Source organism: Lysobacter claricitrinus (genome assembly GCF_045866565.1).
Lineage (GTDB): Bacteria > Pseudomonadota > Gammaproteobacteria > Xanthomonadales > Xanthomonadaceae > Cognatilysobacter > Cognatilysobacter claricitrinus.
Genome location: NZ_BAAFZV010000002.1, coordinates 974,829 through 988,809, shown reverse-complemented (window position 1 = coordinate 988,809; position 13,981 = coordinate 974,829). Strand labels below are relative to the sequence as shown.

Below are 13,981 nucleotides of genomic sequence, written 5' to 3'. Positions count from 1 at the left end.
TCCGCGCCATCGGCCACGCTCGCACCGGGCAGATCGAAGCGCCGTGACGGCGCGCGTTTAAACCGCGGGGCGCCCGGCCGCATCCGAGGGTTATGCTCACCGCCGTGCTCGACACGCCCCCGAACGCCGCCATCCCCTCCGTCGACGAGGAACGGGCGCTCATCGCGTCCGCCACGTCCGGAAGCACCGCCGCGTTCGAATCGCTCTATCGACGCCACGCGGGCCGCGTGCACGGCGTCATCTGCCGCCTCGTCGGCGGGCAGGGCACGCGCGCCGAGGACCTGACGCAGGAAACCTTCGTGCGCGCCTGGCAGGCGATGCGCGAATTTCGTTTCGACGCGTCCTTCGGCACCTGGCTGCACCGTCTCGCGGTCAACACGACGTTGATGGAGATGCGCAGCCGACGCGTTCGCGGCCACGACCAGGGCGACGAGGACGGCCTCGAATTCGTCGGCCTGCAGGATTCCGCCGGTGGCGGCACCGCGCTGCGCATGGATCTGGAAAAAGCGGTGGCGACGCTGCCGCCACGGGCGAGGGCGGTGCTCGTCCTCTACGACATCGAAGGCTGGCGCCACGAGGAAATCGCCGAGGAACTCGGCATGGCGGTCGGCAGTTCCAAGGCGCAGTTGCACCGCGCGCGCAGCCTGTTGCGCGAGCGGTTGGGAGAAACCGTATGAATCAGCACGACGACGAACGCATTCCGCTCGACGAAGACCGCACGCTGTCCGACGCACTGCGGTGGCAATTGCGTGCGCAGCGACGCGACATCGCGCCTCCGGCCGATCTCTGGCCCGGCATCGCCGCGCGACTGGAAGCGCCAGCGCCACGTGCGGTGCGACGCACGCCGTGGTTCGCGATGGCGGCCAGCGTGCTGCTCGCGATCGGTGCGGGCACGCTGGTGCAGCGCGCGAAGATGCCTGGCGTCGATCCGGTCGCGCATCGTGAAGCGCAGTCGCTCACCCGCGAGTACGACCGCGCACTGAAGTCGATGCCCGCTGCCGCGGCGTCCTCGTCGACCGAACTAGCGCCCGCGCTCGTCGAACTCGACCGCAGTGCCCGCCAGATCCGCCGCGCCCTCGAGCGCGACCCCGATTCGCGACTGCTGCTCGACCAGCTGCGTCGCACCTATTCGCTCCGCCTCTCGCTCTCGCAGCGTGCGGTCGTGGGCTGACCGGAGACCCCATGAAGACCGCCATGCACATCAGTTCACTCGCGCTCGCCACGGCACTCGCGCTCGCCGTCGTTCCCGCCTACGCCGGAACGCCCATCAACCAGACGCGCGCGCTCGACCCGCGTGGCCGCGTCGAGATCGAGAACGTCAAGGGCAGCATCGACGTGCGCGCCTGGGATCGCCCCGAAGTGAAGATCGAAGGCACGCTGGGCGAGGGTGTCGAAAAGCTCGAGATCGAAGGCGACGGCGATTCGCTGCGCATCGTCGTGAAGTACCCGGAGAGCCACGGGTTCGGTCGACTGATGGGCGGCCGCTCCGCCGAGCCGACCACGCTGAAGGTCACCGTACCGACGCGCGCCGACCTCGATATCTCGGCCGTCTCCGCCGACGTCACCGCCTGGGGCGTCGCGCCGTCCAAGCTCAGCGTCGACAACGTGAGCGGCAAGACGACGGTGGCGGCCGCGGCCGATCGCGTCGACGTCAACAGCGTCAGCGGCGACGTCGATCTCACCGTCAATCGCGCCGACATCGACGTGCAGAACGTGAGCGGCAACATCCGCCTGAGCGGCCGGCTGGGGCGCGAGGTCGGCGTGGAATCGGTGTCGGGCGGAATCGACGTCGACGTGGTGGAAACGCAGGTGGAACGTTTCGAAGGCACGAGCGTGAGTGGCGATATCGACGTGCACACCGCCCTCGCGCCACACGCGCGCATGAAGCTCGAAACCGTCAGTGGCGACGTCAAGCTGCGGCTTCCGAAGGCTGTGTCGGCCGAAGTGCGCGGCGAAAGCTTCAGCGGCACGCTGCGCGCACCGGGCGCGACCATCGAACGTCCCGAGCACGGCCCGGGCTCGAATTTCCGCCAGCGTTACGGTGGCGGCGATGCCGAAGTGTCGATCGAAACGTTCTCCGGCGACGCCGACCTCAAGCTCGACTGATTCGCGGCCGGTTGCGCCGGCCACGCTGCACCAGTAGCCTTTTTCCCGGGGAAATTTCGTATCAACCGGGGGAAAGGATGTCCATCCGCGTTTTCATCATCGACGACCACGCGATCGTGCGCACCGGAATGCGCATGATCCTGTCGCAGCACACCGATATCGACGTGGTCGGCGAGGCGGAAAGCGGCGAAAGCGCGCTGCCGCAGATTCGCCAGCTCAAGCCCGATGTGGTGCTCTGCGACGTGCATTTGCCGGGCCTGAGCGGCCTGGAAGTCACCGAGCGCATCGTGCGAGGCGACTACGGCGCGCGCGTCATCATCGTCTCCGTTCTGGAAGACGGCCCGTTGCCCAAGCGCATGATCGAAGCCGGCGCGTCCGGTTACGTGGGCAAAGCCGGCGATCCACATGAGCTTTTGCGCGCCATTCGCGACGTGGCGCTTGGGCGCAAGTACCTCGCGTCGACGGTGGCGCAGAACCTGGCGCTTGCAGGCATCGGCGGCGGCACGTCGCCGTTCGACGACTGCTCGCCGCGCGAGATCGAGATCGCGCTGCTTCTCGTGCAGGGTTTGCCGCAGCAGGAGATCGCGCGTCGCCTGAGCCTGAGCCCCAAGACCGTCAACACGCACAAGAGCCGCATGTTCGAGAAGCTCGGCCTGTCGATCAGCGATACGGTCGGGTTGGCGCGACTGGTTGCGCAGTACGGGCTGGCGGATCCGTCGACCGCGGTGCAGTAACAGGTGTCCGCCGGCTGGTGGATCCAGCTGGAGGCCACCGTGTCGTAGCGAGATAGGGCGTGCTGCCACGACCCCGGATGGGGACGCGGTTGCGCGATGCCGGGTGTGCGGTGCGTGCGGACTATGGGTGGGTGTGGGCGTGGGCGTGGGTGTGGGTGCCGGTGCCGTAGTTGTGCGGCCACGACGACGACCAACCCGGCGCGCATCCGGCGCGTCGAGCGCACCGCATGGAACACACCGGCGACGAGCGCGTCGCATCCGCGCTGCCGGCAGCGTCCACCAACAAAAAAGGGCCGCTCGCGCGGCCCTTTTTCGGTAGCGTCGGACCGCAGCCCGACGCTGATCCGCTTAGCTATTGCGTGGATCGTCGTTGCCGAGCAGATCACCCTGCGAAGGCGCGGAACCGACGCCGCCCGGCAACGCATTGACGCTCGCCGAATCGCGCGAAGTCGCAACGCCCGCGGTGCCGTGCTCGACGTCCTCGGAACCGGCGCCGTCAACGACGGCTTCGTTCGTCGACGTCGCATCGGCCATGAACGGCGTCTCGACCGCTTCGCCCGCGTCGTCGACCGATTCAGCACCTGCCTCGAGCGCGACCGGCGGCGGTGCGACGGGCGCAGATACCACAGGCGTAGATGCCACAGGCGTGGATGCGACAGGCGTAGACGCGACAGGCGTAGATGCCACAGGCGTCGGCGCGACGGGCGCGGCGTAATCCTGCGCGGCCCGCGTCGTTGCGTCGGTCGATTCCCGCGTCGCAGGCGCGGCGGTGACGCTCGCCTGACCGGCGTTCGCGATCGGCGCCACTGCGGCAGCGGCGAGGTGCGCACTTTGCGTGCTGTCTACGCGCTCCGGCCGCGAAACCGGCGCCGCGTCATTGCGTGCGTGGCTCGGCTGCGACGCTGCTGCATCAATCGCGGCCACTGCTTCATCCGCGGCCGTGCTGCTTGCCGACGAAAGTTGCGTCGACGTCGCCGCCGGCACGTACGCGTTCGTAGCCGTGCTGGTCGGCGCAGGCGTCGCGATCGCCGGGCTCGCTTCGTTGCGCACGATCGTCGCGGCCGATGCCGGGACGTCGGTTTCCGCGGCGATCTCCGGCGCGATCGTCGCAACGGCCACCGCTACGGGCGCCACGATGGCGTCCGCCATTGGCTTCGCCTCGTACGCCTTCGGTGCCTGTACGCGCGGCGCAGTCGGAATGTCGTCGAACTCGAACTCGGGCTGCGGGCGACCTTCGCCCGACGCCGCTTCGGACGAAGCCTCGGCAGGTTCGTCATCCAGGCCATCCTCGCCGTCCTGCAGGTCGGCGGCGTCGAGTGCATCCATCGACTCCGCACCCTCGGCGCCGCCACGACGACGACGACGACCACCGCGACGGCCGCGACGACGACGTGCGCCGTTCTCGGCCTTCGCCGCATCGCCGTTCTCGATCTGCTCGGCGGCGACCGCGGCGGCATCCACCACTTCAATCGGCGCGGAAACGGGCAGGGCGGTCAGCTCGCTGGTCGGCGTCACCGGCTCGGCGGCGCTTGCCGGCACCGACGCGACCGGCTTCGCGGCCGGTTCCGGCTGCTGCGGGCGCTGCGGCTTGGGCTCACGGGCGACCGGTGCTTCGACCTGCGCGGTATCGCGCGGCTCACCGCGCGGTGGACGGTTCTGGTTCTGCTGTTGCTGCTGGGCCTGCGCCTGTTGCGGCTTCGGCTGCTGCTGCCTGTCCGCATTCTGCTGCTTCTCGCCGTTCTGCTGCGGGCGGTTCTTGCCCTGCTGCTGCGGCTGGCCCTTGGTCGGCTGCGGCTGGCCGCCCTTGGCATTCTGCGGCTGGCCCTGTCCCTGCGGACGACCGCTCTGGCGCTCGTCCCGACGCTGCTCGTTGCGGCGGCGATCATTGCGATCGTTGCGATCGCGACGGCCCTGCTCGCCGCGGCCGTCGCGCTGCGACGAAGCGGGAGCCGGTGGCGGCGCGACGGGCGTCTGCCCGCGGAAGAAGCGGAACATGCGCTCGACAAGGCCGACCGAATGCGTCGGCGCGGGCGTCGGCGCGACCGGCTGGGCAACTGCGACCGGCGCGGCTTCCCGCGGCTCGCGCAGCGGCGCCGGCGAGGTCGGCTTGACGTTGGTCACCGCGGGCGGCGGCGGCACGTTGAGGTTGGCCTTGGTCAGCGCATGCGTCGGAAGCTTGCGCGGCGTGCCGCGCTGGTAGCTCGGCTTGCTGCTTTCCTCGCCGAGTTCGTTCTCGCGCAGGCGCGTGACTTCGAAGTGCGGTGTCTCGAGCTGGTCGTCGGCGACGATGACGATCGGCGCGTCGTGGCGCTGCTCGATCTCGGCGAGCGCGCGGCGCTTCTCGTTGAGCAGGAAGTTCGCGATCTCGACCGGCGCCTGCACCAGCACCTGGCCGGTGTTGTCCTTCATGGCGTGCTCTTCGGCCAGGCGCAGCACCGACAACGACAGCGATTCGACGCTGCGCATGCGGCCGTGGCCTTCGCAACGCGGGCAGACGATCTGGCTGGACTCGCCCAGCGACGGACGCAGGCGCTGGCGGCTCATTTCAAGCAGGCCAAAACGCGAGATGCGGCCGATCTGCACGCGCGCGCGGTCGTGGCGCAGCGCGCTCGACAGGCGGTTCTCGACCTCGCGCTGGTGCTTGGTCGACGACATGTCGATGAAGTCGATCACCACCAGGCCGCCGAGGTCGCGCAGGCGCATCTGGCGCGCGACTTCTTCCGCCGCTTCCAGGTTGGTGTTGAACGCCGTTTCCTCGATGTCGCCGCCCTTGGTGGCGCGCGCCGAGTTCACGTCGATCGCAGTGAGTGCTTCGGTCTGGTCGATGACCAAGGCGCCGCCCGACGGCAGCTTCACCGTGCGCTCGTAGGCGTTCTCGATCTGCGATTCGATCTGGTAACGATTGAAAAGCGGAACGTCGTCCGTGTAGTGCTTGAGCTTGCGGACGTTGTGCGGCATCACCTGCTGCACGAACTCCTTCGCCTCGGCATACATCTCCGGCGTATCGACCAGCACTTCGCCGATGTCCGGGCGCATGTAGTCGCGCAGCGCGCGGATGATGAGGCGCGATTCCTGGTAGATCAGGAACGGGGCAGGCTTGGCCAGCGCGGCCTCGCAGACGGCGCGCCAGATCTGCAGCAGGTAGTCGAGGTCCCACTGCAGTTCTTCGGCGTCGCGGCCGACGCCGGCGGTGCGGATGATGACGCCCATGTCGTCCGGGATCGTCAGCGAATCCATCGCCTTCTTCAGCTCGGCGCGGTCATCGCCTTCGATGCGGCGCGAGACACCGCCCGCGGTGGGCGAGTTCGGCATCAGCACCATGTAGCGGCCGGCGAGCGAGATGAACGTCGTCAGCGCGGCACCTTTGTTGCCGCGTTCTTCCTTGTCGACCTGCACGACGACTTCCTGGCCTTCGCGCAGGAGTTCCTTCAGGCCGGCCTTGTTCGGGTCGACGCCCGCCTGGAAGTAATCGCGGGAGATCTCCTTCAGCGGAAGGAAACCGTGGCGCTCGGCGCCGTATTCGACGAAGGCCGCTTCGAGCGACGGCTCGAGACGGGTGATGCGGCCCTTGTAGATGTTGGACTTCTTCTGTTCCTTCGACGGCTGTTCGATGTCGATGTCGTACAACGACTGGCCGTCGACGATCGCGACGCGCAGTTCTTCCGCCTGCGTCGCGTTGATGAGCATTCGCTTCATTGGTTTGGCGTCCTCGCGCGAATCCGCGCGACGGCGCCGTGGCGTCCGCCTGGGTACGGGCCCCGTCGCGCGATGCGCGGGTGGGGCCTGACTTCCAGCGCTGCACACCACGGCGGGCCGCGGGAGCGCTTGTTCGTGAAACTCGTTGTGAAACCTGGGCCGGCGGCCGCGTCGGGCAGTGCCTTCGGCGTCGCACGGGTCGGATGTCATTGCCAGACGGCGAACCGTCGGGCGAGGGCCGGTGTTGCCGGCGCGCGCTGCTAACATGGCCGACCCCGCGGGTCGTGGTCAGGCGCGCGCCGCATCGCGGAAGAGGGCTTTCGGCCCGGGCCGCACCAGCCGTCCAGGCTGGGGTAAGCGACACATCTTCCAGCGAAATCAAAACCTTATCTCGCGACGCGAGTTTAACAGATAACGTGTTCATGACCCAGCCGGCCACGCCCGGCGCGAAGACCGTCCGCGTCCCCGAGGACCGTGACGGCCAGCGCCTCGACAACTTCCTGCTGGGGCAGCTGAAGGGCGCGCCGCGTTCGCTGGTCTACAAGCTGGTGCGCTCGGGCCAGGTGCGGGTCAACGGCGGCCGGGCCAAGGCGGACCGCAAGCTCGACGCGGGCGACGAGGTGCGGATTCCACCCGTACGCGTACCGGAGCCGGGCGAGACCGCGCCGCCGGCGAAGGGCCTTCTGGCAGCACTCGATGCCGCGATCGTCTACGAGGACGCTCGCCTGTTGGCGCTCAACAAGCCGTCCGGCATTGCCAGCCATGGCGGCAGCGGAATCAGCCATGGCGTGATCGAAGGCCTACGCGCGCTGCGCCCGGGTCACACGCTCGAACTGGTCCACCGCCTCGACCGCGACACGTCGGGCCTGCTGGTCGTCGCCAAGAAGCGGTCCGCACTGACCGAGCTGCAGGCGCTGATGCGCGAGGAAGGCGGCATCGCCAAGCGCTACCTCGCGCTGCTGGTCGGGCGCATGCCGGACGGCACGATGTCGGTGGACGCACCGCTGCACATCGGCCTGCGGCAGGGCGGGGAGCGGCACGTGCAGGTCAATGCGATCGGCAAGCCGTCGCTGAGCCACTTCCGTGTGCTGGAGCGCCGCGGCGGGCATTCGTACTGCGAAGTCCGTATCGAGACGGGCCGTACGCACCAGATCCGCGTGCACTCGGCGCACATCGGTCATCCGGTCGCGGGGGACGACAAGTACGGCGACGAGGACGTCAATCGCCGCTTGCGCGAGCAGATCGGCCTGAAGCGGATGTTCCTGCACGCGTCGACGCTGGAATTCGCGCTCGACGCCGGCCGCGCGCCGTACCTGCTGAACGCGCCGCTCGCGCCGGAGCTCGTCGACGTGCTCGATCGCCTGCGCTGAGCCGGCGCGCGGCCGCGACTACTTCTTCTGTAGCGCGTCCGCGGCCTGCTGCTCGCGGGTGTCGCATGCTTCCGGACGCTCGGTCGGAACGTGGAAGGTCATCGGCACAGCGATCCACTGGGCGACCGGTCGGCCCGCCTGAAGCGCGGGATTGAACGTCCAGCCACGCACCGCGGTCTGTGCCGCCGCGTCGAGGTCGCGGTTCCCGCTGCCCGTCACCAGCTCGGTCTGGCCGATGTGGCCGTCGACGCCGATCAGTACGCGCAGCTGCACGGTGCCACCGACGCCTGCGCAGGCGATCGCTTCCGGGTAGACCGGCGGCGGCGTGTTGACGGCCGTCGGCGGCGCGCTCCTGCCGATCGGTGCGGGCGGTGGCGCGCCTTCGCTGCATGCTGCAAGGGCAACAACGACAAATCCAAGCGCCGCGATGCGCACGTCAGGCGACCAGCGCATCGGCCTTGGCCGCGCAGATGAAGTCGTTGTCGGACAGCCCGCCGACGTCGTGCGTCGAATAGCGGACGACGCAGCGGTCGTAATGCACACCGAGGTCGGGATGGTGGTCCTGCTCATGGGCGATGTAGGCCAGCGCGTTCACGAACGCCATGGTCCGGTAATAGTCGGCGAACCGGAACGTACGCGTGATGGCCTGGCCGTCCTCGACCACGCGCCATTCGGGCAGTTCGCGCAGGGTGTCGGCCGCGTTCGCGGGATCGATGCGGTGCTCGGCGCCGCGTCGTGGGGTGCAGCGCTGTTGGGCGAGATTCGAGGGCATGCGGAACTCCTGTCGCGTTCGCCGCGCGGGCGGCGTTGCATCGAAGGATGACTGAATCGGGACCGTCTGCCACCGGTCGACTCGTGAAAGCGGCGCGAAGAAGCGGCAGGAAGCGTGTCTAGAATAGCGGGATGATCGATATTTCCGAATCCGCACAGGGCCACTTCCGTCGACTGATCGAGCGCGAAGCGATCCCCGGCCTGGGCGTTCGCCTGTCAGCATCGGATGCCGGCACGCCGCGCGCGGACGTGCGCCTGGAATTCGCCGAGCCCGCCGACCTGCATGGCGACGAGTGGGCGGTCGACTGCGATGGCTTCACGCTGTGGCTCGACACCGCGAGCGTGCCATTCCTCGACGGCGCGACCATCGACTACGAGACCAAGGCGACCGGCGGCCAGTTGCAGATCCGCGCGCCCAAGATCAAAGGCCAGGCGCCGGGCGACGGCGCAAGCCTCGTCGAACGCGTGCGCTACGTGATCGACAACGAAGTGAATCCGCAACTCGCATCGCACCGCGGGCACGTGGCCCTGGAATCGATCGACGCCGACGGCGCGGTGTACCTGCGCTTCGGCGGCGGCTGCCACGGCTGCGGCATGGCGGACGTGACGCTCAAGCAGGGCATCGAGCGCACGCTGATGGAGAAGGTGCCCGGCGTCACCGCCGTGCGCGACGCGACCGATCACGCGACCGGCGCTGCACCGTACATCCCTCGCGACTCGGCGGCCTGACCGAGTCGCGCCGGCAGTGCTGACCGCCGCCGACATCATCGAAGCACTCAACTCGCGCGCCGCGCCGTCGAGCCGGTTGCGCGCCGCAGCGCGCGTCAGCTGGAACGCGTGGCTCGATCGCTGGGCACAGAAGCCCGGTCGCGTGACCGGTGCGCCGGTCGATGAAATCGTCGGCGCACTCGCACTGCGCGAGCTCGCATCGCCGCCCGCGCGCGCCATCGCGCTGAATCGCTGGCAGGCGTTCGGCACGCTGTGGCGTCAGAACTGGCAACCCGCGCCGAGGGACGAACGCAGCTGGCGCTGGATCGCAGGCGGCGTCGATGCCGTCTGGCATGTCTTCCTGATCGTCATGCTGATGATCATCACGGCGCTGCGCATCGCGCCGCCACTCACGCCCACCGAAGACGAGGCGGTGCAGGTCGAATACATCGGCCGCGGAACGCCGGCCGAGGAGGGCGGTGGACCCGCGCCGTCGCCGACTGCGACGCAGTCGGAGGCGTCACCATCCAGCGCCGCGGCTGCGTCGAGCGCGCCTTCCACGCCCGCAAGCGCCCCGTCGACGGCCGCCGCGGCGGCGGCACAACCAACGAACCCGATGCCGGTCGACATGTCGAGGCCGACGCCGACCTCGCCTGCCGCGGCGCCACCGCAGCCGGTCGAAGTGTCAAAAGCGGTGTCCCAGGAGCCGCCGACGTTCACCCTGCCGCCAACGTCGCTGCCGACGCCCGCGATCCAGCCCGAGCAGGCGCAGGTGCCGGAGGTGCGCGTCGTACCCATACCGGAACTCGCACGCGCGCCCGAACTCAACCTGCCTACGCCGCGCGTTGACATCGAGCCAGCGCAGGCGGCGACGCCCGAGGTGGCGACGCGCGCTATTCCCGAAGCGGTGCGCCTGCCGTCGCTGAGCACGACGCCGTCGCCGAGCATCGAGGTGCCGCGCGCGGCGGCGCAATCGGTCGAAGTGCAGGCGCGGGACATTCCGTCGACATCGGCGGCGACGTCGAGCGCCACCACGTCCACCGCGAGCGCCTCCAGCTCGTCACAGTCGACAACCGCTGCGCAACCGTCGACGACGCCAGGCAACGCGACGAGTTCGGCCGCATCGGCAGCGCCGTCGACTGCGCCGGGCTCCGCGGCGGCGGGCCCCACCAACGCGAGTCCGAGTGCCGGCGTCGGCACGGGGCCGAAGTCGACGCCGGCGCCCGGTTCGTGGGCGACGCAGAAGCGCGGCGACGATTGGGGCGAGTCCGACCGCAATCGTCCGGGCAACAGCCTTTACGACGGCAATGGCCGCCCGCGGCTTGCGGACGGCCCTGGATCCGCGTCGGCGGGCCATCCGCCGGGAATGATCACCGAGGAGATCAAGGATCTCGATCGCGCAGGCACATGGCTCAAGCGCAAACCCAATCCGTATGAGCCGACGCGGTGGGATCGCGTGTGGAAGCCGAACGAAACGTTGCTGGAAGACTGGGTCGACAAGGGCGTGCAGCAGGTCGGCATTCCGATTCCGGGAACCAACAAGCGCATCGTCTGCATCATCTCGATCCTGCAGTTCGGTGGCGGATGCGACATCTCCGATCCCGATCTCAACGAACAGCCCGCCGTCGCGCGTCCGCCGCCGGACGTGCCGTTCAAGCCGGCGCTGCAGGAAAACAACGGCGCGACCTGGGACAAGGACGGCAAGGCGCCGCCACCGCCGAAGCTTCCCGGGCTGTTCGCGCCACCGAAGTCGGGCGTTCCACCCGGAACGACGACGAACGACGGCGGCTGATTACGACGCGACGGTTTCTACGCTGAGTGCAAGTGGGTCGTGCATGCACGTGCGCGCAGGCGCCATCGAACGCACCGGGCGAAAAGTCGTTGGCGATTGCGGAAGAATCGACGCGCTGTTGCGAACTTGCCGGGCGCGCTGCGCGCCACGGGCGGCGTGATGGTCAAACGTTGGATGGCCGTTGTAGCGGCGCGTTGCGTGCACTTCATGGCTATTCGCATTGCCGACGACGTTCAGCATTCGACGTTCGAAACGTCGACACGTCGACACGGATATCGAAGTTGAAATTGACGTCGAACGCGGTACGTCCGGTCGCGCACTCCTGATCTTCGCCGCGCCAGGTCGCCGAAGTCGCTGCGAAAAAATCAAAGCGCGGCAGCGTCAAGTCCTACGAAGGCACGTTTGACCCACAGGCGTTCACGCCGGGCACGTGGTTCACGTGCCGGTCGCGCGATGACGGTCTGCGGGCAGTGAACACAACGCTGCGGCACGTGCCGTGCAACGTCCAAAGCCACAAACGTAAACGGCCCGCGTGAGCGGGCCGTTTGTCGATCAATTGCGACGTGGCTTACTTGCCTTCGTGCTCGTGCAGGTCGTAGACCTTGCGCTCGCGCGATGCGAAGTAGGCGGCGAGGTTGGCGATGTCCTGGTCCTTCAGATCCTTCGCCTGCGCGGCCATCAGCGTGTTCTGGCGGCGGCCGTCGCGGTACATCTCAAGCGCGCTCGCGATGTAGTCGCCGTACTGGCCGGCGAGCATCGGGTAGCTGGCGTCGATCGGCGCGGCGCCTTCCTTGCCGTGGCACTCGATGCACGCCTGGCCGGTGCCGGCCTGCTTGGTGGTCGCGAACTTCTCGCCGGCGGCGATGTCGCCGTCGGGCAGGCCCGCGGACGAGTGCTCGGAGATCGGCGCTTCGGCCTCGGCGGCCTTGCCTTCCTCGGTCTTCTGAGGACCGCAGGCGGTGAGGAGCAGGGCGATGGCGAGGGCGAGGCTGCCCGGCAGCAGTCGGTTGATCGTCATGGTCGGGCTCACTTCAGGCTCGAAACGTAGGCGGCGATGTCGGCGATGTCCTGCTCGGAAAAGCTCTGCGCCTGCGCCTGCATGGTCGGGTGCTTGCGCGTGCCCTGGCGGTAACCGGTCAGCGCGTTGATCAGGTACTGCTCGTTCTGACCGGCGATGCGCGGCACGTGGTAGTTCGGGTACGCGTTCTTGTAGCCGGTGACCCCGTGGCAGCCCTTGCAGGTGTAGATCAGCTCGCGGCCGCGGGCGGCGTCGCCCTTCATCGGCGTGGCGGCAGGCGCGGCGGCAGGGGCAGCCGCAGCGGCGGCCGGTGCGGGTTGCTGGGCATGCGCGCCGGTGGCGAGCAGCGTGGTAAGGGCAAGGGCGGCGATCGTCAGCGGTCGCATGGTGTGGGTCCGCGGTTCTCGTACGGGCAATGAGGAAATGCGACGCCGGGGCGTGCGCACAAGCGGCCGAGTATAGCCTGCGGCCCCCATTTCGACGACGGTCGGCGTCGATCGCGCCCGCCATCGTCCTGACATGGGCGTAGAAATACCGTGTGGCGATATGCCGTCGGCACCCGTGACCTTCGGCGCATGGGCGGCGTGAAGACTGGTGATATACCTATGTACAACACCGGCGTACCGCCCCGTATTCATCGACATCGCCTCGAAGGACCCCTCCCGATGCTCACCCTTTCAGCATCGAGCGCCCGCACCGCTCGCCTCGCCCTCGTCCTCCTGCCTTGCCTGGTCCTCGCGGCCTGCAAGGGCGGCGCCAAGCCGGAGGGCGAAGGCCCCGATGGGAAGAAGAAGGGGCCCGACGCCATTCCGGTCGAGGTCGCGCTGGTAACCACGCGCCCGATCGCGGCCAGCTACACCGGCACCGCGCCGCTCGAGCCGCGCAGCGAAGCGCAGGTCGTCGCCAAGACGTCGGGCGTCGCGCTGGCAGTGTTCGCCGAAGAAGGGCAGGTCGTGCGCGCCGGACAGACGCTCGTTCGCCTCGATGCATCGCGCGCGGCGCTGCAGGCCGCGCAGACCGGCGCGCAGATGCGCAAGCTGGAGGCGAACTACTCGCGCTCGCAGCAGCTCTCCGCGCAGAAGCTGATCAGCGCCAACGAGATCGACCAGCTGCGTTTCGACCTCGAAAATGCGCGTGCGGCCAATCGTCTCGCGAACCTCGAACTGTCGTACGCGAACGTAGTGGCGCCGATCTCCGGCGTGATCGCGCAGCGTTCGATCAAGCCCGGCAACTTCGTGCAGATCAACACGCCGATCTTCCGCATCGTCGACACCTCGCGCCTTGAAGCCGTGTTGAACGTGCCCGAGCGCGAGATGGCGACGCTGAAGTCGGGCCTTCCCGTGCAACTGCAGGTCGATGCGCTGCCGGGCCGTCCGTTCACCGGCAAGGTCGATCGCGTTGCGCCGGTGGTGGATTCCGGTAGCGGCACGTTCCGCGTGATCTGCGCCTTCGAAGGTGGCGGCACGCTGCAGCCGGGCATGTTCGGCCGCATCCGCATCGACTACGACCAGCGCAAGAACGCGCTCGTCGTGCCGCGCGTCGCGCTGCTCGAAGACGACGCCGATCCGGCCGTCTATGTGGTGCGCGGCAAGAAGGCGGTGCGCGTGCCGGTCAAGCTCGGCTACACCGAAGGCGGCTGGATGGAAATCCGTTCGGGCCTGAAGGGCGGTGAGCAGGTCGTCGTCGCCGGCAAGACCGCGCTGCGCGAAGGCAGCGAGGTGCAGGTGCTGCCGGCCACCGCGGCCGGCGCCGGTGGCGTCGCAGTCGCCGCACGCTGAGGAGACGG

At 68.7% G+C, this 13,981-nt stretch carries 14 protein-coding genes; 8 read left to right on the top strand and 6 right to left on the bottom strand.

Annotated elements, in window-relative coordinates; translation table 11 throughout:
• The first annotated feature begins 104 nt into the window (after positions 1–104).
• The 4 genes from ACKTTN_RS09405 to ACKTTN_RS09390 all read left to right on the top strand — a co-directional run bounded on the left by ACKTTN_RS09405 (position 105) and on the right by ACKTTN_RS09390 (position 2,840).
• Entirely contained in the window at positions 105–677 is a 573-nt protein-coding gene (locus ACKTTN_RS09405; RefSeq protein WP_407909587.1) for an RNA polymerase sigma factor, read from the top strand.
• Entirely contained in the window at positions 674–1,171 is a 498-nt protein-coding gene (locus ACKTTN_RS09400; RefSeq protein WP_407909586.1) for a hypothetical protein, read from the top strand. Before ACKTTN_RS09405 ends, ACKTTN_RS09400 begins: the two co-directional genes overlap by 4 nt.
• A gap of 11 nt (positions 1,172–1,182) precedes the next feature.
• Entirely contained in the window at positions 1,183–2,106 is a 924-nt protein-coding gene (locus ACKTTN_RS09395) for a DUF4097 family beta strand repeat-containing protein (RefSeq protein ID WP_407909585.1), read from the top strand.
• 77 nt (positions 2,107–2,183) lie between these two features.
• Positions 2,184–2,840, top strand: a complete 657-nt coding sequence (locus ACKTTN_RS09390; protein WP_407909584.1) for a response regulator — start codon at positions 2,184–2,186, stop codon at positions 2,838–2,840.
• A 348-nt stretch (positions 2,841–3,188) separates the two neighbouring features.
• Here the strand turns inward: ACKTTN_RS09390 and rne are convergent, their stop codons facing one another.
• A complete protein-coding gene (gene rne / locus ACKTTN_RS09385) occupies positions 3,189–6,527 on the bottom strand; it encodes a ribonuclease E (protein WP_407910057.1) in 3,339 nt (1,112 codons plus the stop codon).
• Positions 6,528–6,958: 431 nt separating this feature from the next.
• On the opposite strand from rne, the gene ACKTTN_RS09380 reads away from it, so the two are divergent.
• Positions 6,959–7,906: an RluA family pseudouridine synthase gene (locus ACKTTN_RS09380; RefSeq protein WP_407909583.1), complete on the top strand. Its 948-nt coding sequence runs from the start codon at positions 6,959–6,961 to the stop codon at positions 7,904–7,906.
• 18 nt (positions 7,907–7,924) lie between these two features.
• On the opposite strand, the gene ACKTTN_RS09375 is transcribed toward ACKTTN_RS09380, so the two are convergent.
• Positions 7,925–8,359, bottom strand: coding sequence for an energy transducer TonB (locus ACKTTN_RS09375; protein ID WP_407909582.1), 435 nt, complete (start codon positions 8,357–8,359; stop codon positions 7,925–7,927).
• Positions 8,343–8,678 (bottom strand): 4a-hydroxytetrahydrobiopterin dehydratase, encoded by a 336-nt coding sequence (locus ACKTTN_RS09370; RefSeq protein WP_407909581.1) that lies wholly within the window; start codon positions 8,676–8,678, stop codon positions 8,343–8,345. The genes ACKTTN_RS09375 and ACKTTN_RS09370 overlap by 17 nt, the downstream gene beginning before the upstream one ends.
• A gap of 131 nt (positions 8,679–8,809) precedes the next feature.
• Between ACKTTN_RS09370 and ACKTTN_RS09365 the strand changes: the two genes are divergently transcribed.
• Both ACKTTN_RS09365 and ACKTTN_RS09360 read left to right on the top strand, forming a co-directional pair.
• A complete protein-coding gene (locus ACKTTN_RS09365) occupies positions 8,810–9,406 on the top strand; it encodes an NfuA family Fe-S biogenesis protein (RefSeq protein WP_407909580.1) in 597 nt (198 codons plus the stop codon).
• A 16-nt stretch (positions 9,407–9,422) separates the two neighbouring features.
• Positions 9,423–11,177, top strand: coding sequence for a hypothetical protein (locus ACKTTN_RS09360; protein WP_407909579.1), 1,755 nt, complete (start codon positions 9,423–9,425; stop codon positions 11,175–11,177).
• Here the strand turns inward: ACKTTN_RS09360 and ACKTTN_RS09355 are convergent, their stop codons facing one another.
• From ACKTTN_RS09355 to ACKTTN_RS09345, 3 genes are all read right to left on the bottom strand, one after another.
• Positions 11,178–11,417, bottom strand: a complete 240-nt coding sequence (locus tag ACKTTN_RS09355) for a hypothetical protein (protein WP_407909578.1) — start codon at positions 11,415–11,417, stop codon at positions 11,178–11,180. It abuts the gene before it with no gap.
• A 328-nt stretch (positions 11,418–11,745) separates the two neighbouring features.
• Positions 11,746–12,195: a c-type cytochrome gene (locus tag ACKTTN_RS09350; RefSeq protein WP_407909577.1), complete on the bottom strand. Its 450-nt coding sequence runs from the start codon at positions 12,193–12,195 to the stop codon at positions 11,746–11,748.
• An 8-nt stretch (positions 12,196–12,203) separates the two neighbouring features.
• Positions 12,204–12,581 carry a c-type cytochrome gene (locus tag ACKTTN_RS09345; protein WP_407909576.1) on the bottom strand — a complete coding sequence of 126 codons (378 nt, stop codon included), beginning with the start codon at positions 12,579–12,581 and terminating at the stop codon, positions 12,204–12,206.
• A gap of 279 nt (positions 12,582–12,860) precedes the next feature.
• Here ACKTTN_RS09345 and ACKTTN_RS09340 point away from each other — a divergent pair, with 279 nt between their 5' ends.
• On the top strand, positions 12,861–13,973 hold the full coding sequence (locus ACKTTN_RS09340; RefSeq protein WP_407909575.1) for an efflux RND transporter periplasmic adaptor subunit: 1,113 nt from the start codon (positions 12,861–12,863) through the stop codon (positions 13,971–13,973).
• The last annotated feature ends 8 nt before the right edge of the window (positions 13,974–13,981 follow it).

Excerpts from the sequence above, each read along its gene's own strand:
- ACKTTN_RS09400 (WP_407909586.1), top strand. The coding sequence starts at position 674 with ATGAATCAGCACGACGACGAACGCATTCCGCTCGACGAAGACCGCACG.
- ACKTTN_RS09395 (WP_407909585.1), top strand. The coding sequence starts at position 1,183 with ATGAAGACCGCCATGCACATCAGTTCACTCGCGCTCGCCACGGCACTC.
- ACKTTN_RS09390 (WP_407909584.1), top strand. The coding sequence starts at position 2,184 with ATGTCCATCCGCGTTTTCATCATCGACGACCACGCGATCGTGCGCACC.
- rne (WP_407910057.1), bottom strand. The coding sequence starts at position 6,527 with ATGCTCATCAACGCGACGCAGGCGGAAGAACTGCGCGTCGCGATCGTC.
- ACKTTN_RS09380 (WP_407909583.1), top strand. The coding sequence starts at position 6,959 with ATGACCCAGCCGGCCACGCCCGGCGCGAAGACCGTCCGCGTCCCCGAG.
- ACKTTN_RS09375 (WP_407909582.1), bottom strand. The coding sequence starts at position 8,359 with ATGCGCTGGTCGCCTGACGTGCGCATCGCGGCGCTTGGATTTGTCGTT.
- ACKTTN_RS09370 (WP_407909581.1), bottom strand. The coding sequence starts at position 8,678 with ATGCCCTCGAATCTCGCCCAACAGCGCTGCACCCCACGACGCGGCGCC.
- ACKTTN_RS09365 (WP_407909580.1), top strand. The coding sequence starts at position 8,810 with ATGATCGATATTTCCGAATCCGCACAGGGCCACTTCCGTCGACTGATC.
- ACKTTN_RS09355 (WP_407909578.1), bottom strand. The coding sequence starts at position 11,417 with ATGCTGAACGTCGTCGGCAATGCGAATAGCCATGAAGTGCACGCAACG.
- ACKTTN_RS09350 (WP_407909577.1), bottom strand. The coding sequence starts at position 12,195 with ATGACGATCAACCGACTGCTGCCGGGCAGCCTCGCCCTCGCCATCGCC.
- ACKTTN_RS09345 (WP_407909576.1), bottom strand. The coding sequence starts at position 12,581 with ATGCGACCGCTGACGATCGCCGCCCTTGCCCTTACCACGCTGCTCGCC.
- ACKTTN_RS09340 (WP_407909575.1), top strand. The coding sequence starts at position 12,861 with ATGCTCACCCTTTCAGCATCGAGCGCCCGCACCGCTCGCCTCGCCCTC.